The 21318-nt window shown below is 51.1% G+C and carries 12 protein-coding genes; 5 read left to right on the top strand and 7 right to left on the bottom strand.

Features of this window, described 5'->3' with window-relative positions; all coding sequences use genetic code 11:
* Positions 1-99 precede the first annotated feature (99 nt).
* Entirely contained in the window at positions 100-1497 is a 1398-nt protein-coding gene (locus tag HB631_RS05900) for an MFS transporter (RefSeq protein ID WP_213990230.1), read from the top strand.
* Positions 1498-1518: 21 nt separating this feature from the next.
* On the top strand, positions 1519-3477 hold the full coding sequence (locus tag HB631_RS05905; RefSeq protein ID WP_213990231.1) for a beta-L-arabinofuranosidase domain-containing protein: 1959 nt from the start codon (positions 1519-1521) through the stop codon (positions 3475-3477).
* 35 nt (positions 3478-3512) lie between these two features.
* Here the strand turns inward: HB631_RS05905 and HB631_RS05910 are convergent, their stop codons facing one another.
* Positions 3513-4406 (bottom strand): LysR family transcriptional regulator, encoded by an 894-nt coding sequence (locus HB631_RS05910; RefSeq protein ID WP_213990232.1) that lies wholly within the window; start codon positions 4404-4406, stop codon positions 3513-3515.
* A gap of 125 nt (positions 4407-4531) precedes the next feature.
* On the opposite strand from HB631_RS05910, the gene HB631_RS05915 reads away from it, so the two are divergent.
* Entirely contained in the window at positions 4532-5272 is a 741-nt protein-coding gene (locus tag HB631_RS05915) for an SDR family oxidoreductase (protein WP_213990234.1), read from the top strand.
* Positions 5273-5308: 36 nt separating this feature from the next.
* Complete coding sequence (locus HB631_RS05920) at positions 5309-6208, top strand: SDR family oxidoreductase (RefSeq protein ID WP_213990235.1); 900 nt, start codon at positions 5309-5311, stop codon at positions 6206-6208.
* Positions 6209-6284: 76 nt separating this feature from the next.
* Here HB631_RS05920 and HB631_RS05925 read toward each other — a convergent pair whose 3' ends face one another.
* From HB631_RS05925 to HB631_RS05945, 5 genes are all read right to left on the bottom strand, one after another.
* Positions 6285-8048 (bottom strand): hypothetical protein, encoded by a 1764-nt coding sequence (locus HB631_RS05925; RefSeq protein WP_213990236.1) that lies wholly within the window; start codon positions 8046-8048, stop codon positions 6285-6287.
* The gene (locus HB631_RS05930) at positions 8049-8516 is read right to left on the bottom strand and encodes a type III secretion system chaperone (protein ID WP_213990237.1); all 468 of its coding nucleotides are present in this window, start codon (positions 8514-8516) and stop codon (positions 8049-8051) included.
* Between the two features lie 401 nt (positions 8517-8917).
* Positions 8918-14809, bottom strand: a complete 5892-nt coding sequence (locus tag HB631_RS05935; protein WP_213990238.1) for a hypothetical protein — start codon at positions 14807-14809, stop codon at positions 8918-8920.
* 197 nt (positions 14810-15006) lie between these two features.
* Positions 15007-16302 carry a DUF445 family protein gene (locus HB631_RS05940; RefSeq protein WP_213990239.1) on the bottom strand — a complete coding sequence of 432 codons (1296 nt, stop codon included), beginning with the start codon at positions 16300-16302 and terminating at the stop codon, positions 15007-15009.
* Between the two features lie 167 nt (positions 16303-16469).
* A complete protein-coding gene (locus HB631_RS05945) occupies positions 16470-17570 on the bottom strand; it encodes a glycerol dehydrogenase (RefSeq protein WP_213990240.1) in 1101 nt (366 codons plus the stop codon).
* 245 nt (positions 17571-17815) lie between these two features.
* Between HB631_RS05945 and HB631_RS05950 the strand changes: the two genes are divergently transcribed.
* Complete coding sequence (locus tag HB631_RS05950; RefSeq protein ID WP_213990241.1) at positions 17816-20269, top strand: DUF3772 domain-containing protein; 2454 nt, start codon at positions 17816-17818, stop codon at positions 20267-20269.
* A 22-nt stretch (positions 20270-20291) separates the two neighbouring features.
* On the opposite strand, the gene HB631_RS05955 is transcribed toward HB631_RS05950, so the two are convergent.
* A complete protein-coding gene (locus tag HB631_RS05955) occupies positions 20292-20828 on the bottom strand; it encodes an N-acetyltransferase family protein (protein WP_345945693.1) in 537 nt (178 codons plus the stop codon).
* Between the last annotated feature and the right edge of the window lie 490 nt (positions 20829-21318).

A 21318-nucleotide genomic window follows, 5' to 3' on the forward strand; every position in this document is an offset into this window, starting at 1 on the left:
AAAATATTTATATATTGCCTGTTCAATTTCTCAACCCTTTCGGCAAGCCAACGCACCTGTAACGTGAAAGATGACGGGTATATCGGCGAGGAGAAAATAATGACAACCACCTCTCTACCAAATAATGCCGACCAGGCCATCACCGCCGGCGGTTATTTATCCATCCGCGAAAAAATCGGTTATGGTTTGGGCGATGCGGGGGGCACCGTAATAACCTGCCTTATCATGAATTTCCTGACATTCTTTTATACCGACATTTTCGGCCTCACCCCCGCGCTGGTGGGGACGATGTTTATTGTGCTGCGGGTGGTGGACGCCGTATCCGATCCCCTGATGGGGGTGGTGGCGGACCGGACCGTCAGCCGATGGGGTCGTTTTCGTCCCTGGCAGCTATGGATTGCGCTGCCCATCGGCATCATCGGCGTGCTGACCTTTACGGTGCCGGAGGTCGGCCCCAATGCCAAAATCCTCTGGGCCTTCGCCACGTATCTCCTGCTTTCCATGAGTTATACCGCCATCAATGTTCCGTATTGCGCGCTTATCAATACCATGACCGGCGTCCATCGCGAGGTGATCTCCTGCCAGGCCTGGCGTTTCGTGCTGTGCGGTATCGCCGGATTCCTGGTTTCCGTGGGATTACCCTGGCTGGTGGCGAGCTTGGGGGACGGCAATAACGCCCAGGGCTACCAACGCGGGGTGGCGGTATTGTGCATTATTGCGGTAGCTATGTTTTTATGCTGCTTTTTCTGGGTGCGTGAACGGGTTCCCTTAACCGTAATGGGTAAGTTTTCACCACGGGAACATTTGCGGGGGCTGCGTCAAAACGACCAGTTGCTGCTGATGCTGCTGATGTCTTTTCTGCTGATAAATGTCTTCAATATTCGCGGCGGCGGCTATATGTATTTCATTACCTATGTGCTGCACGGCGGGTCCGGCTATGCGTCGCTGTTTTTCACCGCCGTCACGGTGGCGTCCATTATCGGCGCCGTGATCATCAACGGTTTATCCCGGCGTATTGATACGGTCAAACTTTATTATTACACCAACATCATACTGGCGGTCTTGGGTATCCTGATGTGGTTTATTCCCACCGGGCCACGCTATCAAACCCTTTGGCTGGCGGTCATTTTCATTAACGATATCATCCTCGGTTTTACCCTGACGCTGCATTTCTCCCTGATGGCGTTTGCCGATGATTATGGTTTCTGGAAAACCCGTATTCGTTCTTCCGGCATGAGCTTCGCCTTTAACCTGTTTTTTATCAAACTCTCCTGGGCCTCCAGCGCCGGTATTATCAGCCTGGTCTTTATTTTGGTGGCCTATACCCCCGGCATCGGTAATCAAACGCCCGCGTCGCTGCACGGCATCCGGATGATGGAAACCTTCCTGCCGGCGATATTTCATTTATTACTGGCGGTGGCGCTGCGCTATTGCCGGCTGGATAATACCAGCATGGCCCGTATATCCAGCGATCTGCGGGATCGTCAGTTGTCATAAACGTTGAGTAAGGAATCAAAGATGGAAAAAACATCCGAAATCGACCTGCATCACCTCAAGCTGACGGATCCCTTTTGGCTGGGTTATCAGCGACTGGTCAGGGATGTGGTGTTGCCCTATCAGTGGGAGGCGCTAAACGATCGCGTCGCCGACGCGGAACCCAGCCATGCGATTGAAAATTTCCGCATTGCGGCCGGGCGCAGCCAGGGAGAGTTTTACGGCATGGTATTCCAGGACAGCGATGTGGCGAAATGGCTGGAGGCGGTGGCCTGGATGCTTTGCCAGCAGCCGGATGCGCAGTTGGAACACACCGCCGATGAAACCATTGAGCTGATTGCCGCCGCGCAGCAGCCCGACGGCTACCTAAACACCTATTTCACCGTTAAAGCGCCGGAACAGCGATGGACCAATCTGGCGGAATGCCATGAGCTCTATTGCGCGGGGCACATGATTGAAGCCGGTGTCGCCTACTATCGCGCCACCGGGAAAACCCGTTTGCTCAACGTGGTCTGCGACCTGGCGGATCATATCAATCGGGTTTTCGGCCCCGGTCCGCAGCAGCTGCAAGGCTATCCGGGCCATCCGGAAATCGAACTGGCGCTGATGGAATTGTATGACGCCACCGCCAATACGCGTTATCTCTCCCTGGCACGCTATTTTATCGAGCAGCGCGGCACCGAACCCCATTTTTATGATCTTGAATATGAACGTCGCGGCCGCACATCTTATTGGCAAAATTACGGCACCGCCTGGATGGTGAAAGACAAGGCTTACAGCCAGGCGCATAAGCCCATTGCGCTGCAGGAAACGGCGGTGGGCCATGCGGTGAGATTTGTTTATCTGCTGGCCGGCGTCGCCCATCTGGCGCGCATCGGCGGGGATGAGGATAAACGCCGCGCATGCCGTCGTTTATGGGACGATATGACCCGGCGCCAAATGTACATCACCGGCGCTATCGGCGCCCAAAGCCACGGCGAGGCCTTTACCTCGGATTATGATCTGCCCAATGACACCGCCTACACGGAAAGCTGCGCCTCCATCGGTATGATGATGTTCGCCCGGCGCATGCTGCAAATGGAGGCCGACGGCCAGTATGCCGATGTCATGGAGCGGGCGCTCTACAACACCGTATTGGCGGGTATGGCCTTAGACGGCAAACACTTTTTTTACGTCAACCCGCTGGAGGTCCATCCAGGCGCCATAAAATGCAACCATATTTACGATCATGTTAAACCGGAACGTCAGCAGTGGTTCGGCTGTGCCTGCTGTCCGCCCAATATTGCACGGCTGCTGGGCTCGCTCGGCAATTATATTTATAGCCAAACCGAGGATACCCTGTTTGTTAATCTCTATATCGGCAGCGAAGTCACGGTACCGGTGGGAGAAGGGTCCCTGACGTTGCGTCAAACCGGTAACTATCCCTGGGACGACCAGATTCAACTGACGGTGGCCTCTCCCTCTCCGTCGGCGTTCACCCTGGCGCTGCGTTTGCCGGGCTGGTGCCCGGCGCCAAGCGCGGTATTGAACGGCGAGCCGGTAGAGATTCGCTCTCGCCAGGGATATGCCTATTTCACCCGGACCTGGGGGGAAGGGGACAGCATCCAGTTGAGCTTGCCGATGCCGGTGCGCCGGGTCAGAAGCAATCCGCTGGTGCGCCAGAACCTGGGCAAGGTCGCCTTGCAACGAGGACCCTTGGTGTACTGCCTTGAACAGGCCGATAACGGCGCTAATTTACATCAACTGCGTTTGGCCGCCGGTACCGATTTTTCCCTGGTGCCCGGCGAGGGGATATTGACCGGGAAAATAGTGATCCAGGCCGCGGGGGATGGTTTGCAAGATGCCGATGCCGGACAACAGCCGCTCTATCGCTATGACGGCGAGCTCCCCCGGCGCCGGCCGCGACCGTTGCTGTTTATCCCCTATTTCTGCTGGGCCAACCGTGGTGAGGGCGAAATGCGGGTCTGGGTTGAGGAGGCTTGAACCGGTTTAGCCAATGACGCGGCCCAGATATCGAGTCAAATATTGCGTCTGGCGAACTCCTGCCCGAGCCAGTCGATAAACACCCGCACCCGGGGGGAGAGCTGGCGATTGCGGGGGTAAAGCACCGATACCGGTATGGATGACGAGGTAAAGTCCGTTAGTAAAGGCACCAGGGTGCCGCGGGCCAGATCGTCGCTGACATGGTAACGGGGTACCTGGATAATACCCAATCCCAGCCGTGCCGCCGTCACCATGCTCTCCGCACCGGTGACGGATACCGCCGCGGGCAGCAGGTAGGGTCGGGATACGCCGCCGGCGCTGAACTCCAGCGGCATCAGTGCGCCGGTGGCCGAGGAGCGAAAGCCCACCATTTGATGTCCGTCCAAATCCGTCGGTGATGCCGGCCGGCCATAGCGTTTGACATATTCCGGCGCGGCACAGGTGATTTCCGCCAGTTCCCCCAAGCGCCGCGCCACCATGTCGCTGTCTTTAAGTTTGCCGACCCGCAGTACGCAATCTATCCCCTCCCGAACCAAATCCACCAGCCGATCCCCCTCGCTCATAAAAAACTCGATGTCGGGATACTGTTGCAAAAAAGCCGGCAGACCCGGCAACAAAAAATGACGGGCCAGGGTGCCGTGCACGTCCACCCGCAACAGGCCCTTGGGTTTGGCGCCGGCAAAGGCGGTCTCCGCATCTTCCACCGCCGCCAGGATCATCAGGCAGCGCTGATAGTAGGCTTCACCGTCCAGCGTCGGGTTGACATGGCGGGTAGTACGGTGCAGCAAACGTACCTTAAGCCGGGCCTCCAGCTGTTTTATCGCATCGGTGGCGGTAGAACGGGGAACCCTCAAGTCCTGCGCCGCCAGGGTAAAACTGCGCTGCTCCACTACCCGCGTAAAGATCTTCATCGCATCGTATCTGTCCAAGGTATTGTTCGCTATTTTCGCATGGTGTTGACGAATAATAGGCGATTATCCGGCTAATAAAAAGGTCCATACTGTTTCTACCGGCCCATAATGGTGTGCGGCCGTAAAAAAGGCAGGAGAACAACATGAATCAATCAACGGAGCGGGTGGCCATAATCACCGGCGCATCAAGAGGCATCGGCGCCGCGGTCGCGCAACGCCTGGCCCGTGACGGCCATGTCGTTATCATCAATTATTCCCGTCAGCAGGCCGAAGCGGATGCGCTGGTGAACCGCATCGAACAGTCCGGCGGCCGTGCCCTGAGCGCCCAGGGGGACGTCAGCGACCCGGCGACCTTTACCAAACTGTTTGACCGGGCGGATGAGGCTTTTGGCGGCGTGGATATCCTGGTGAATAATGCCGGCATCATGAATCTGAGCAGCCTGGCCGACAGCAGCGACGACCTGTTCGACCGTCAAATGGCCATCAATCTCAAAGGCACCTTTAACGGCATGCGCGAAGCGTCCCGTCGCCTGCGCAACGGCGGCAGCATCGTCAACTTTTCCACAAGCGTAGTGGGTCTGCGGCTGGAAACCTATGGCGTTTATGCCGCCACCAAAGCGGCGGTGGAAACCCTGACCGCTATCCTGGCCAAAGAGCTGCGTGGCCGCTCCATTAATGTCAACGCCGTGGCTCCCGGACCCACCGGCACCGATCTGTTTTTACAAGGTAAACCCCAGGAAGTGATCGATCGCATGGCCAAAATGGCGCCGCTGGAAAGATTAGGTACGCCGGAAGATATTGCCGCCGTAGTGGCCTTCCTGTCAGGCCCCGACGGCAGCTGGATCAACGGCCAGGTATTACGTGCCAATGGCGGCTTGATTTAAATTTCCAGAATTTTCCTACTATACGCAGGTAACATCATGAAAAATGTCATCGTTATTACCGGCGCTTCCAGCGGTTTCGGCGCCCTCACCGCACGCGCCTTGGCCGACGCCGGCCATACCGTTTACGCGGGTATGCGTGAAACAACCGGGCGTAACGCGCCGCAGGTGGACGACGTCAAACGTTACGCTTCCGAGAACAGTGTGGATTTGCGGGCGGTGGAACTGGATGTCGCTTCCGACGCCTCGGTTGAAGCCGGCATAACCCACATCATCAATGATTGCGGGCGTCTGGATGTGGTTATCCACAATGCCGGGCATATGTCTTTCGGCCCGGCGGAAGCGTTTACCCCGGAACAATTTGCCCAACTGTATGATATCAACGTACTCAGTACCCAGCGGGTAAACCGTGCCGCCCTGCCGCAGTTGCGCAAGCAGGGACGGGGGCTGGTGGTCTGGATCTCCTCCAGCAGCGCCCGCGGCGGTACTCCGCCTTACCTGTCGCCGTACTTTGCCGCCAAGGCGGCTATGGATTCACTGGCCGTTTCCTACGCTTCCGAGCTGAGCCGCTGGGGTATTGAAACCAATATTATCGTACCGGGGGCCTTCACTAAAGGCACGAACCATTTCGCCCACTCAGGCTCTCCTGCCGACCAGGCCCGCGCCGAGGAGTATCACCAGGGGCCTTATGCCGGATTGGCGGAACAAAGCCTGAAGGGGCTTTCATCCCTGGAACCGGCCGATGCCGATGTCGCCGAGGTGGCGAAAGCCATCGTGCGGGTGGTGGATATGCCGTTCGGCACGCGTCCCTTCCGCAGCCATATCGACCCCTCACAGGATGGTTGTGAAGTGGTAAACGGCGTGGCGGACCGGGTACGCGCCGAACTGTTCCGGCGTATCGGACTGGAAGACCTGCTTACACCGCTCAGAAGTGAATAATCGCCAACTCGGTTATTGTCTAATGCCGTTCTTTCTTGAACGGCATTCTAGTGGGAATGGGAGTGGGTTGTGTGGTTTAAGCAGAACTCTCCTGCAACTCTAACGGCATGGAGTCATGACCGGCGGTCAGGGTGAGGTTAGGCGAGGCCTCAACTGTCCATTTGTCTTTTAAATCAATACGGGTATCTTTGATAATTATATCTTGATTCTCAACACCTTTTTCATTGCATAACAGACGGATTTGAACGGTGGAAGTAATGCTTCCGGCATTTTCCTCAACCGGCCGCAGCACCTCGGTGGTCCGGCCGTAGTGCGATATCGGCCAGGTAAGCGTAGCGTTGATATTGACCGTATTATCCTTATCGACGCTAAAGCTCACTTTGGGCTTGTCTATTTTCATCCATAAATTATCGGCATAAACGAGATCGGGTAGTTGGCGCTCAAACTGATTTAATAGCCGATCCTCCAGTGAATGTGCAATGCTGTCCGGGATTAAATATCGGGTCATTGCCAACATACTCATGGGATTGCCATCAACCATCAACGACAGCTTATGCAATTGTTGCTTCTGGTGCTCCGTGAACTCACCCTGATACCCGAGATGGCTTTTGGCCGTATAAATTGTTCTGGCACCGAAATCCCTGATCCACTGAGTATAACCCTGCTGGCTATCATCAATATTGAAATCGATGCCTGACTTGAAAGCATTCAGGAAGGATTCATCAAACATGGTTCCCTCATGTTCCGCCGGCATATGAACCGGAACCTTGAGTTCCTCACCATATTTTATTAAATCAGCGGAGGGCGGGTGGCGACTCGTCTGGTCCAAGATGATGAACTCCAGGCCTCCGGACCAATTTTGTGCGACCTTGATTTCCGCAGCCGGCAATCGGGCCAAAAAACCCCTCAGCGCATTGCATTGCTGTTGTAACGCGGTGCGTACGCCGTCCGGTAACGCGGCAAGGTGAGTGTCAAGAATGTTTTCCTGATTTGTCGCTTTGGCCGCAATAACAATATTGGCAAAATTCTTGGCCGTGATATTTTCGGCAACCGCTAAATCACTGGGCCAACATTCGGTGAAGAGATCGGTGGCTTTTTGAGTTCCCGGTGTTATGTTCAATGCCTTTTGCAGATTATCCAATTGCCGACAGGCCTCGGTAGCAACAAAAATACCGGTCTCGATGGCCGTTTCCGCGAGTGTCAATCCCAGGGGAGGGTCGGGCAATAACGTGGAATCGGGCGTAAGGAACTGGTGCAGTTTCCAGGCCGCCATAGTATGCAGATAAGATGTTTCCTGAAATTCAGTATTATCCAATATGGCGCGTTTCAGGGCTGACATGAGCGGGGACGAGAGAATCTTCCCTCCGGTAAAACCCGAGAGAACGTTATCCAGAGCGAGTTTAAGAACATTTTCACCTCCCTCTTGTTTTGCCAACGCCGCCAAGACTCTTTCCAAGGCATGGTCTTTCAGCAAAGAGGGACCAAGGAATGACATAATATCCGATGCCACCCGTTGAGCGAATACAGAGTGGCCTTTCGATTGCATGATTAACTTAATAAGCGGTGCAACGCCTGCTTCCACCTGCTGAAAGGTATTATCAAACGTTACGCTACGACTCAAATTAACAATGTCGGCGCTGCGCTTCCCTAATAGTTCACTATTAACGACGACGTCTTGTCCCAGCGTAATCATATCCGAGACTATTTTCTTGGCCAAGGTATCTCTATTGACTGAGCCTCCGGATATACGGTTGACCAGCCTATTGAGATTATTACGTTTATCAATAATTGCATATGCCGCTATTCGCATGCCGAAAGCGGGAATTGACACGCTTTTCATCTACCATTTCCTTTTAAAACGTTCCGCCACCATCCGCGCTTCCTGGGGAGGTTTCAATGCACTGGCGATATTCGGTAAATTCTCTTGCCAATACTGTACTTGGTCTACAAAGGTTTCAATACGGTCCATGGCAGTTTCCGAAGTGCTTGACTCGAGATCCAGCGGATAGAATAATAAAACCCGCTGCCCTCCCGCGTCATAGCCAAACCAGCAATGATGTGTTGCAAGGCCAAAAAGATGGATTTGCAGCAAAGATGAGAAAAAATCCTCAGGCAAAGAATTAAGTATCGACATGACGGGAGAGAACAGATAAACCCATTTATCATGACGTTCCAGTGTGATGTTGATATGCTGATCAAAACGAATGGTGCATCCGCCACTTTTTGTTGCATCACGAATATCTAAATGCGTATCAAGAGCCAGAGAGTTTAACAATTCTTCAAATGTCACAATGCTGCCTTTATTCATGGGCTGTCGTTAACACCGCGTATAGCCAAACAAAATCGCATTTTGCCGGTGGAAAGCGCCGTCTGGGTGAAGTGGTAAATAAGTTGCATTTATAAGATCTATGCATATAACATTGATTTTTAGTTATTTAACTCATAACTATATTCAATAAACTTATATACCATATTAATAATATGCATGATTATTAGATCATAAAAATGGTGATTACTTTAAAAAAACGCTCATCCACGCTAACGTGACAATGTTTTTTTCCGCGATGGGCCAAGGCTTGGTTTAGCGGCAGCGTGTTTTAACAGCAAATAGGACTCAGGTTGCCCGCATGGCAATGGCCCGGTCATAGAGGAATGTCCGGGCGTCATGCCCTGAAATCAGGGCGTTGAACGCTCCCTAGGTGTGAACATTCAATTTATGTATGGCCATAACGGCAGCGTTTCGTTAGGGGTTGTCAGCGGCATGGGGTAAATGGATTCAGCCATGCGCCGGAATTGCTCAACGGAAAGCAGGATATCAAAATAACACTGCAGGTAATATTCATCTCCTTCCGAAATATAATCCTGATATTCACGCAATATATGATATATCTTCTCTTCTGATTCTTTATCCAGCTGATGCTGATACTGCCCGGTAAAATCATAAAAATTCATATCGCGAATGACAAGCCGCGCAAGATCGCTGAAAATGGCGGGTAATAAATTTACGTTTCGTTTGATGCGGGCACTATTTAGCGATTTTCTCACCGTGATAAGCATTTCCACCATATCGGCGAGGCATTTTATTTTTTTATGTCCCCGATCGCCTTCTTTAACCCCCGGGGGGGTATCCAGGGCGTGCACTGAAGCCTCGGATGTGTCAGTCGCCGGCGAGAAGCGGGTAAACCATTGTGGGTGGCGTTGCATTATACTGTCTGTTTTTAGATAGGGATTCAATTGAATGTCCAGACGCAGGTCATCGGCCAGGATTTGTCCCCGGTGTGAAACCACTGCAAAACCGTCAAAGAGAGTGATGAATTCTATAGATAGCACATCCGCCAGGTCGGGAAGCCGGCTATTGGCATAGAGTAATCCGCGGATAATATGCGACATTTCCCGGCTATAGACAGGATAAAGATTATGGGCGACGGCCTCCATTTTTAACGTCAGCACCTTCTCGTTGTCTGGCGACACTGCCAAAGTCCAGTTATCCTGTGTCAGAATGCTTTCCCGCGCGGCATAGGATATTGCCCCAGCGTTTTCCCCCTCATCCGCTGAAGGGTAGACCACGGTTTGCAGGGCGAATCTATCTGACATTACGGTTTCATTTACCGGCGCGTTAACGGGATTTCCCGCTATCACGCTATATTGCTCGTGTGTGTCTCTCACCGTGAGCTTGCCGTCGGCAAAAGTGCCCATTTCTTCAGCCAATATGATAGAAGGCCCGGCATCGAACTGAGGATTGAATAAATTATTGCCTACGCCGGCGAAGCGACCGTCCCCCACGCTGAGCAATAAATGGATTAAAAAAACCTCTTCGTAAAATATACCCAGCAATTTTCCGGGCTTTATTTTTAACAGTTCGATGCTGTCGATGATCTCAACCATTGAGGACATATACCCCTGGGTAGGATAATTCTGGCCTAGGGCCAGTGTGACCTTCTGCTGAATCTCTTCCGATTCCCACGCATCCAGTAATTTTGCTTCGTTTAGAATCAAAAAAGGGAAGGTTATATTCAAATTATATTTTTTTTGTGTGCTATAAAGATGATCATATGAAAAAATCATGGTCCGTGCCGCTGACAAAATAGAAGGGGATTCATAGGCGGAGGGCAGCGCTTTTTTGACATATCGATAGTGATATTTAATCACTGCGGTTTTATACCATATGGGTTCCCGCAATAATAATGCGCTTTTAACGTATCTTCCGGGATGTCCCGCCTCGCGATAGGGAAAGGCGATAGCGGAATTTATTTTTATAAAGTCCTTATATTTTATCAGGGGGAAGTCATTGCTAATATCCTTTTTAATCAAAAGAGCCCACTCTGGTTCATTGAAAACCTGTCGTTCCGTAACAAGCCCGGCCCCGTAGGGGCGAAGGTGCATCATATCGACGATATAATCATTCTTATCGATCTTCAAGATGATGACAATATGATCCACCGGGGATCTGTCGTGTTCATTTCGCCATAAGCGCAACATACGATAGGCGGCGTGCACGCCCCCGCCCTCTCTCAACCCGGCAACAAAATGGGCTAAGTGCATATTGATGTCATCCTCGGTCTCACGAGCGAATACTTCCCGGAATTTAGATTCATTGATGAGGCAGGTGACAAAGTCGGATAGCATTTTACTCATATCACTGCTATTAGTAAATAAGCTTTCCATATATGGGGTATAATCATTGATCATAAGTTCCAACATTAAAATATATATCCATTTATTATCTTTATAGTTGTCTTTAGGAAGTGTAATAGACCTCAATGGCTCCATTTTCAGAACGTCAATCTCTTCATGGACATGTCTCGTCCGGCGACCGGAACGGGTTGTAAGAGAAAATCGATCTCCATCTAAGAAATAGCTGGCAGTCCACTTACCTTTTTCATTTTTATACATTGGCACTGCGTAATTTAAATTCATGACTTCGGTGGGTTTAACCACGCGCCAAGATTTTACTGCAGCATCCCAGATAACCTGAAAAAAATAGTCGTCTATCTCTATGAAATTCTGTGTGGTACCTTGCCCTTGATTCAGGGTAAAAGTGCCATCATTATTCATTTGTGATAATAAATTTTTATCAATATCAGAAGACCATTGAATAAATTTTGTCATTTTTTGTTCCATGTTGTTCAAGATGAAATTGCTCATCCAGGTAATCATGGTCGTCATGTTTTCTGAAAAATGGCTCTTTATTTTTCTTGAGAAAATAGCATGTATCGGTAATGGATTTAAATATCCGAAAAGGCTATTAACGATAGAGCCAGAACTTTTCCTTGCTATGTAAGGCAGTTCTTCCACCAGTTTTTGTGAGATAACACGATTCAATTGTTTTACTGGCAGGGTATCAATATCTGCGATATCCAATAATCGTTTATATATCACCCCCGTGCCTTTGGCCGCGCTGGTGGTTAATTGCCCTAACATTATTGCAAGATCAAAGGTGTCAAATATAATTTCAATACCATTAAATTTGTTGCCGGCATCATTCCAATATTTCCATAAAATCTCATAAAACGGTATTAGTGCAAGAAGTTCCTGCCACCACTTTTTTTCTCTTAATGATATTTTTAACTGATCTACTATCTCTTTCAACATTTGTGTATTCCAAAAATCCATTAAATCTATTAACGTCTTGTATTCTTCCTTCTCGTCACCCGCCACCAGAACATAATCCGGCTTAGGCAAACTGGTAATTAACTCCTCTGGCTCAATCAGGAAAAGATTCAACGGCGACATGCTTAATTTTGATTTGACGTATTGAATATCAAAAAGCATTAATAAATCATCGGCCGCGACGGGGATTTTATGACGATTAATCCAATTAAGATTAAAATTGGTTTTTTTATGTTCACGTATTATGCGCTTCAAGAGCGCGTTCCCCTCGCTTAAAGAGATCGCCTTGATAAACGGTGCGCTAAAAAGATTGCAGGCAATAATAATTTTATGGCTGTAGGTTTTAATTAAAGAAAAAGTACCGAAATTATTATTTGGAGAATAAATGTCCGTATTGGGGGCCAAAGAATTTGCCACATAATTTCTAGAGAAAATTTTAAAGGTGTAAACCTCTTTGGGTGGATAGATCATATCCATATAATCCAATTCAGATCGGGAGATGGTTTTATAGGTAAACTGCCGGGCTTCCTGCTGTAAGGAATAATCCTTGTAGTGAATGAATTGATCATAAAATTCCTTAGCCGAATCAAATTCGCTTGACGTTTTCAACTCGAATATTTTTTTGAAGTTCTCAGCGGAACGAGTCTCGAAGGCCAGGGCAATCTGCTTTTTAGCCTCGTGGAATTGCTTGATGATAAATAAAGAATTCAACCCGCTTAGCCGCGTTGGCCCAATATTATGATAATCTATGTACCAATAGATGGCCGCTCGCAACAGCAGTTCAACATCCCCTGAGGTAACGCGGGCAAAATACTGAGTGAGAATGTCCTGATGGGACATCTGGCGCGTATCACCGGGGAATGCCATTATCATGGCCTGAATTTTCGCTTCCGCCAGCCGCTGTTCGCCCGAGTTACTGCCTAACATGACCCGTTCGTGCTGATGTTCATCAACGATGGCAATAAGATAGCTTTGCAGCTTTTCAAGAAAGCTCAGGAGTAAAATACATTCCTTATCGTATTTTACTTGATCAACGAGTTTGTTTATCCATTGTGGATTCTGTTGATAATAGGGATTCTCAATCCGCCCAAGATTGGTTTCCACGCTTTTATCAAGTGAGTGCAAGGTATCTTTGTAAGGCTGGATGCTGGTATCTTGCCAATTTGGAACCCTTGAGCTGTTGACCGGATGAATGCGATAGAATTCAATGTCGCTATTTAAACGATCGATATGGGGATGATACTTATCGCTACCGTGAATATAATCCACGATCTGGTTGGCCACCAGCTCGGCGATTTCCTCTTCGGTTAGCGGCGGCTCCGACCGGTCAAAAAGACTTCTATACTCAGTCAGTTCTCCAGGCGTGATGAGATAATTGCCTTGAATGCTAAGTCCGTTATTCCTGCTATACTCAAATATATTATAATAAAAACGTTTAATGATGATCCTCTTAAGGTGATTGGGATGCTCGTCGAGTATGGCAAGATATATTTCTCGAAGATTGAAATAGATAAGCCTGTCTATCAAAGGTATTGAGTCGCTGACTAATAATTTTTCATATGTATGCTGGGCTTGCTGCATGATACCCAGCATGTAAAGTTGATCTTTGTATATCGTTGCGTTGTCCGTTGGAGATTCTTTGATAAGCTGCAGCAAATTTTTTTTGGCATCGGCATAGGATATGCCATTCTTAAAATCTATCAGCTCGCGAAATGTTTTGAAATCAATTCCACTCATGGCCTGTTCAAGTTGCTGTGTAAAGTATGGAAAAAAATCAACTATTGTCCTCTGTTCGCTGAAATTATCTTTGATAAAATTTTCTTCCGTAGTTTTTTTAATATTGGAACTTATACATTCATCAATGTTTTTTTCAACATTTTTTTTAATCATGATAATGTCAGCAAACTGAATTTTATTATTGAGGTAAGTCGCATCGTTATATATTTCAGATAATTTATCATATAAATAAACGTTTAACTCCGACATCCACCCCAGGGTATAGATTTTTTCTCTGGTCAGAGAAATAAATTCTTGTTTTATGGCTGCATATAACTCCCTGGCGGCATGATTTGCAATATGCAAATTTGTCTCACATATAAACTTGGATTTATCAAATCCAACTTCTGTTATTGATCGCTGGAACAGTAACTGCGGGGCGGAAGGCAGCTCGCTTGTGGCCGTATCGGCATTGCGGGGCTGTCGTTTTAAGGCGGCTGATGGCGAGTTTTTTGACAACCGAAACCAAGGAGATAGCATTGCCGAACCGGCTATGCCTACCCTTGCCCCCTGAGCGCCCGGCAAAAACCAGGATGAGGGATACAGCGGGGCGGAGTCAATAATCTGCGCTCTTATGTCCGGAACGCGAGCCGGTATGGGTCGCGAATGTCCATGCGGGGTTAAGTGTTGGGACGCCTTGAACAATGCCGCGTTCGGCGCGGGCATGGCGCGGGGCGCCATGGAGAAAATTCGTGCCGCGTCGCATCCTTGGAATACCCCTGCGAGTTGGTGGAGCAAATAGGCCATATTGTCGAGCCAGGTGTCTGGCGGGCGGACGAGGTCGTCAATATGATATAGTTCGCCGTCGGAGATAACCCACCGATCGGCCACCACACCGACATAAATGGAATAGCCGTTCGGCAGAATAATTTTTCTCGTGAGTATATTAAGGCATTTATCGGCGATCGTGATGGCGATGTTCTTTCCAGGCGCCGCGGAGGAGAAGCTTTCAGAATTTTTTTTAAATAATCCCACGCAGTCGAATAATCGGTCCGCCCTCGCTTTTTCATCGGCGTTTTCATACGGATCATCTTCGCCAGGCTGCCTTTGAAAAGCCGATCCTTGACTTGATGAAAAATGGACGTCATGTTGATTTTGGATGTTATTTAATTTGTTATAATGATTTCCTATATTTAATAGTACATTATTTTCTTTAAAGGTAATATCGCATTTATTTTTTAAATAACTATCGCGAGAATCAATGGTATTGTTCAAGATAATATCTCCAATAAAATAATATTTCGGTACGGGATTGATAATCGTTTATAATGACGACTTGCTGGTCAGAAACTATTTATGGCGGCGGTTGGGGCTTTATTGAAACATCTTGATAATAAAAAGGCAGTGTAAGTGTATTTAAAATAGTATTAACAAAAAGCCGCTTGCCAAAGAATTTAGAGCATTTACGCCGTTTAGGGCTTTTGCAGCCAGAGGCGCGCTAGGGCCGGCAGGATGGGTAATTGCGATAGCAGATACAGTCCTAAACCGATGAAACCGCCCACCAGCGTGCCGTTGATGCGGATAAACTGCAGATCCTTGCCGATATTGAGTTCGATTTGTTGCGACATATCCCGCGCGTCCCAGCTTTTTACCGTATCGCTGATATGCCGGGTAAGAAACGCCGAAAAATCGGGGGCCATGCGCAGGGCCGCCTGCTCAAGATGCTGATTCAGCGAGGCGCGGAGTCCTTCATCCCGCGCCAGCGCCTGGCTCATCCATAGGCCCGCCTCCGCCGCCTTGCCGTGCAAGACCGAGTCCGGCCGATCCAAATCTTCTTTGAGCCAGCCGCGCAAATCGTTCCATAAGCCGCTGATATACGTATTCAACACGGCATCGTTTTTCAGGTAGAGCTTGATTTCCTCCGCCCGGCGTGCGGCGGCGGGATCCTGTTTCAGTCGCTGGATAAGCCGTAACACCAGCCGATCGAAACGGAGTCGCAGCTCATGGCCGCGGTCGCGACCAATCTCATCGAGCCAGGTATTTACCGCATCGGCCACGGCGGTGGCGCTGTATTCTCCGAGCCATTCCGTGGGTAGGACCTTCTCTTTAAGCGGATGCTCGCGCTTAAGCCACTGTATTATCTGATTGGCGATAAGGGTGCGGGTTGAAGGTTTGTTGAGCAGTGTAATCAGTTGACGCAGTCCCGCGTCCAATAAATCCTGATGCCGGCCGTCTTTGGTCAGGCTGTCCAGTATGGCGCCGACGGTGGCGGACAAATCGATTTTATCAATAACGGCATCAAGGGCGTTGCGGATAAAAGCCTGGATACGCCGGTCATCGGTGAAGTCGAGAAAACCGCGCATCACCTGTAAGAGCTGGCGTCCCAGGCGGTGGGCGTTGACAGGGTCCGCTAGCCAGCCGGCAATGGTCCGCGCCGGATCCTGACGTCTGATAAGCTCCACCAGGGAAGCGGTATCGAGGAATTTTTCCTGTATGAATATTCCCAGGTTATCGGCAATTTTATTTTTATTGCGGGGGATAACGGCGGTATGGGCGGCGATAAACGGGATCGGCACCCGTCTGAACAGGGCAACGACGGCAAACCAGTCGGCCATGGCGCCCACCATCGATGCTTCGGCAACCGCCTTGACGCCATCGCGCCAGAAACCGGGCGGAATAAACAGGGTCGCGATAAATACACCCGCGGCACAGGTCAATAACAGCAGGGCCACCCGTTTAATGCTTTTCAGTTCGGTCTGTTTGGTCATCTATACAGTCTGTAAACGGCTTAGACCGGCGCGCGGCGCCGGGGATGGATAATGAGAGGGCCGCCTTATTCGCCCGGCGGCTATGGGCATAGGCCGAGATGTCCTGACGGGCAAGCCGCCAGGCAACCGCCTGGCAACAAACAGCGCCGCCGTAACAGCGCCTTCAGTCAATCCCTGACGGATTGACTGAAGGCGTTCACCGCAATCAAGGCGTCAGCCACTTCCCCGGCGGTGAGGTTGACATTAAGGTTCCTTAACGTATCTCCTTCGGCGCAGGCCAGTTCACCGATTTTAACCAGATTCTCATAGGTTTCGTTTTCTAAATGAATATCTTTTAAAGTAGTGGGCATTTTTATCAGCCGATAAAACCGGATATAGCGAGCGATTTCTTCATCCGGCCGCTGCTCAAGCATCATATGAGTCAGAGTGCCGTAGGCCACCTTTTCTCCGTGGGTCAGGTGATGAATATCGCCTTTAACGGCGGTGAAGCCATTATGAATGGCATGGGCTCCCGCCAGGCCGCCGTTTTCAAACCCCAGGCCGGAGAGCAGGGTATTGGCTTCAACCACCGCTTCAACCGCCGGCGTCACCACATGCTGTTCAACCGCTTTATAGGCGCTATAGCCGTAAGCCAGCAGCGTTTTTTCACAAGCCTCGGCAATGGCCATACCGGCTATGGTGGGCTTGCCCCCCACCATGGAAAGCGCATTGGTGCGCTTGACCGCCTGTGCTTCCACAAACGTTGCCAGGCCGTCGGCGATGCCGGAAGCGAACAGGCGAACCGGCGCCTGGGCGCAGACTTCGGTATCCACCAAGACCAGATCGGGATTCTTGTTGTAAAAACGATAGGTTTCGAACACCCCTTGATCAGTATAAATCACCGAAAGGGCGCTACAAGGCGCATCGGTGGAGGCCACGGTGGGAACTATCACCACCCGCTGTTTCAACTCGTCCGCCACCGCTTTTGCCGTATCCAGCGTTTTTCCGCCCCCCAGTCCGACGACGATATCGGTCCGGGCGTCGCGGGCAATGCCGGCAAGGCGAACAATTTCGTTACCGGAGGCCTCGCCGTTGAAACGTTCATAACGGCAACCGATATCAGCACGTTCAAGAGAAGTCTTAACGCGTTTGCCGGTAATTTCCCATACGATATCGTCAGCGATTAACAGAGCGCTACTTCCTATGGAAGAGAGATATTTCCCTAACTCATCCAGGACGCCCCGGCCTTGAACATATTTGCCGGGAGATGAAAAAATGAAATCACTCATGACGATAACCTCTTCTGTTATTAATGAATAGTAATACTATAAGCTTGTTAACTTACCTGTAACGCAGAAGGTGTGGTTGTTGTAACGTTTTTTATGAATAAGTGTAATATTAGCCGGTCACCTACGGTAGCGTGGTAAAAGCCGACAGGTCTGGCGGATAAAACAATTATTGCCCAGTTACCGGCAGGATGGGATCATCCGGCGTAGCGGCCTCGATATCATTGATTTTCGGAATAAATCATTCTATGAGTAGATTTGTACGGCTCTTATTCTCCTCGCTGTTGCTGGTGTTCACGGCAACGACGCTTTCCTCCCTTGCTCCCGTCATGGCAGCCGATCAAACGTCGGACAGCTCTCCGGCCGCGCCGGTAAAAATCAATGCCGCCGTTGAACTGGTCAAGCTGCAAAAACAACTTGACGGTATGAAGCAGAAAGTCTCCACCGCCACCATGGACAATCAGCTGAGGGAGTTAAACGACGACACCCTTAAGCTGGCTGCCGATGCCGATGCGTTGGCTACCGCCCTGCAGCCGGAGCAAGCCCAGATCCAGGCTCAGCTGGCCATCCTGGGGCCGCCGCCGGCCGCCGGCGCGATGCCGGAAACCGCCGTCGTCGCCCAGCAGCGAACCGTTTTGAACGCCCACAAGGCCATGGTGGATGCGCAGGTAGAGCATGCCAAAACCATCAGCAAGAGCGCGGCCATCCTCGCGGCACAAATCGTCGATATCCGTCGTAACGCCCTGCGGACCCAGATGGCCTTGAATTCCGGCAGCATTCTTTCCCCCGGTTTCTGGTCGCCTTTGTTTGTTACCCAGCCTGAAGACAAGGACCGGCTGGACGATTTTTTTCAAGACGTCACAGATGCCTGGCAGGCGGCCTGGGAGCCGGGATGGCGCTTGGGTTCCGGAATATTTTTGGCGCTGGCCTTGATCATCTGGGCATTTGGTTCCCGTCTGCTGGATAAACCGTTGGGGTGGTTCAGCATTAATGTCTTGCCCGAGGGGCGGCTGCGGCGCAGTTTCCTGGCGTGCTCCACCGCCATGGCCACGGTATTGTCGGTGGGGGTGGGGGCCCAGATGATTTATTTGCTGTTTACCCGCCATCCCGATGTACCGCAGCAGGTGCAGGATTTTGCCGATGAATTATTTCACCTGACTTTGTTTTCCGCGTTAATCGCCGGACTGGGGCGGGCGTTCCTGTCAAACCAGCGTCCGTCCTGGCGTCTGGCCACCATCGCCGATCCGGTGGCGCTGGCCATGCGCTCGCTGCCGCCGATGCTGGCCGCGTTTATTTTGATTTTTGGCGCGGTGGAGCAAATGAACCGCATGGTGGGCACCAGCCTGGCCACCACGATTTTCGGCAACGGTATTTTATCGCTGCTGGTGGCGTTAACCGCCGCGATGGCGGCGCTGCGCACCAACCGGGTGCGCCGCAAGATGATGGCCGAAGGGGGGCAACCCGAGGCGCGTTCCACGGTGGCGGGTTTAATCCATTTGAGCACCACGGTGGTCTCCATCGGTATACTGCTGTCGCTATTAATCGGTTATATCGCCCTGGCGCGGTTTCTGAGCTATGAACTGGTATGGGTAGGGGTGGTCCTCGCCTGCCTCTACATGCTGATCCATCTGGTGGTGGATCTGTGCGAGAGCCTGTTTTCACCCCACACGGTGGTGGGGCAGCGCATCAAACACTCCCTGGGCCTTGATGACCGCCATCTGGAGCAGGCCGCCACCCTGCTGTCCGCCATCGGTAAAACCGTGCTGATTCTGCTGGCGGCGGTGGCCTTACTGAACGGTACCTTCGGTTCCACCACGCCGATGTCGCTGTTTGACAAGGCGGTGGATATGTGGGGAGGCAAGGGGCTGGAAAAACTGAATATCGTCCCGGCCCATGTCATGAACGCCCTGATTTTCCTGGCGATCGGCATTTATGTCCTGCGCTCGGCGCGACGCTGGCTGGATAAGGATTTTCTGCCGAAAACCAAGATGGAAACCGGCATGCGGGCGTCGCTGGTGATTTTGTTCAGCAATATGGGGTATATCCTGATTGCCTTGCTGACGCTGTCGACCCTTGGCATTCAGTGGAACAATCTGGCCTGGATAGTCAGCGCCTTGTCGGTGGGTATCGGTTTCGGCCTGCAGGAAATCGTGAAGAATTTCATCTCCGGTTTGATCCTGCTGATTGAACGCCCGGTGAAGGTGGGGGATTTGATTACCATCAGCGGTATCGAAGGGGATATCCGGCGTATCAATGTCCGCGCCACTGAAATCCAGCTGGGGGATAGGTCCACGGTGATTGTCCCGAATTCCCAGTTTATCTCGCAAAATGTGCGTAACGCCACCATGGGCAATGCCCAGGGGGTGGTCACCATCCTGCTGACCTTCCCGCTGGATATCGATCCCGAACAGGTGCGCAACCTGTTGTTGGAGACCTATCGCGATCATGAGCTGATCCTGGACGCGCCGATGCCGTCGGTGACTTTCAGTCAATTGAGTTCCAACGGCATCGTGCTGAGCGTCACGGGGTTTGTCAACAGCCCGCGCATTGTCGCCAATGTCAAAAGCGATCTGCTGTTCGAGATGCTTAAACGGCTGCGGGAAGCGGGCATCGCGCTATCGATGCCGCAGAAGATGATCTTCGAAAGCTCTCCGCCCGCGCCCGCGGCGGCGGCGGAAGTCCTTGACCCGACCGTGCGATGAAGATGGCTACTCGACGATCTCCTTAGTGTCCGGGCAGGGTGGTTTGACCGTCCCCCAGCGTGCGTTGCATCAATAAGGTGTCGATCCAGCGGCCATGCTTGAACCCCACCGCGGTCATGATGCCGGTTTGACTGAAGCCGAGTTTCTCATGCAACCGGATTGAGCCCGTATTTTCGCTGTTGCCGATGATGGCCAGCATCTGGCGCCATCCCCCCCGTTCCGCCCGTTTGATGACGTCGGCCAACAGCCGGGAACCTATGCCTTGTCCCCCGAGATCAGGGTGGATATACACCGAATCTTCCACGGTAAACCGGTAGGCATAGCGCGTGCGATATAAGCCCAGATAGCAGTAACCCAGCACCTGCCCGTCTTGTTTCGCCGCCAGCCAGGGCAAGCCTTTTTCCAAAACAGACGTCCGCCGGGCCAGCATGACGTCAAGGCTCGGCGGTTCGGTTTCAAAGGAAGCGATACCGTTAATTACATGCCAGGCGTAGATTTCCCGTATGGCGGCCATATCTGCCTCGGCGGCATCGTCGATAACTATCTCTGGAACGGACACGTATTTTACCCTGAAAGAAATGTGGATTTTCAGAATAAATCAGAATTGCATTTCAGGGTAGCGCCCGCTGCCCTTTCAAAAATTATCGGAAGGATTCGGTAAGCTGAGCTGCCCGTGCCATAGCGGACTAAAACATTTTTATCAATTAGGCGCGATGATGGTAAAATGTGATCTATTTCGCAATATATTACCTGAATAGCCTATGCAGGCTTAAAGAGATATTGCCGGATTAAATTGATAATTCAATATGTTGGCGCCGAGAGCCGCGCCTTGGCCGGTTATTTGCCTTCTTAGGGGGCTGTGTGCCGGAAACCGTGTTTGCCGCCGCCGGCGGATGCCGTTGCAGTTAACGGATATTGACTTAAACTTTTTAGGTTGCCATTGGCGCCCGGCCTTTTCGCCGCGGCCGATGAACAACAATTTCGAATCGCACTGGAGTTTCGCGCCCGCTGTCAAGTGTGCCGCCGACAGGCAAACGGCTCCATGTGAA

The organism is Sodalis sp. dw_96 (assembly GCF_018449575.1).
Lineage (GTDB): Bacteria > Pseudomonadota > Gammaproteobacteria > Enterobacterales > Enterobacteriaceae > Acerihabitans.

Excerpts from the sequence above, each read along its gene's own strand:
- HB631_RS05900 (WP_213990230.1), top strand. The coding sequence starts at position 100 with ATGACAACCACCTCTCTACCAAATAATGCCGACCAGGCCATCACCGCC.
- HB631_RS05905 (WP_213990231.1), top strand. The coding sequence starts at position 1,519 with ATGGAAAAAACATCCGAAATCGACCTGCATCACCTCAAGCTGACGGAT.
- HB631_RS05915 (WP_213990234.1), top strand. The coding sequence starts at position 4,532 with ATGAATCAATCAACGGAGCGGGTGGCCATAATCACCGGCGCATCAAGA.
- HB631_RS05920 (WP_213990235.1), top strand. The coding sequence starts at position 5,309 with ATGAAAAATGTCATCGTTATTACCGGCGCTTCCAGCGGTTTCGGCGCC.
- HB631_RS05925 (WP_213990236.1), bottom strand. The coding sequence starts at position 8,048 with ATGAAAAGCGTGTCAATTCCCGCTTTCGGCATGCGAATAGCGGCATAT.
- HB631_RS05930 (WP_213990237.1), bottom strand. The coding sequence starts at position 8,516 with ATGAATAAAGGCAGCATTGTGACATTTGAAGAATTGTTAAACTCTCTG.
- HB631_RS05940 (WP_213990239.1), bottom strand. The coding sequence starts at position 16,302 with ATGACCAAACAGACCGAACTGAAAAGCATTAAACGGGTGGCCCTGCTG.
- HB631_RS05945 (WP_213990240.1), bottom strand. The coding sequence starts at position 17,570 with ATGAGTGATTTCATTTTTTCATCTCCCGGCAAATATGTTCAAGGCCGG.
- HB631_RS05950 (WP_213990241.1), top strand. The coding sequence starts at position 17,816 with ATGAGTAGATTTGTACGGCTCTTATTCTCCTCGCTGTTGCTGGTGTTC.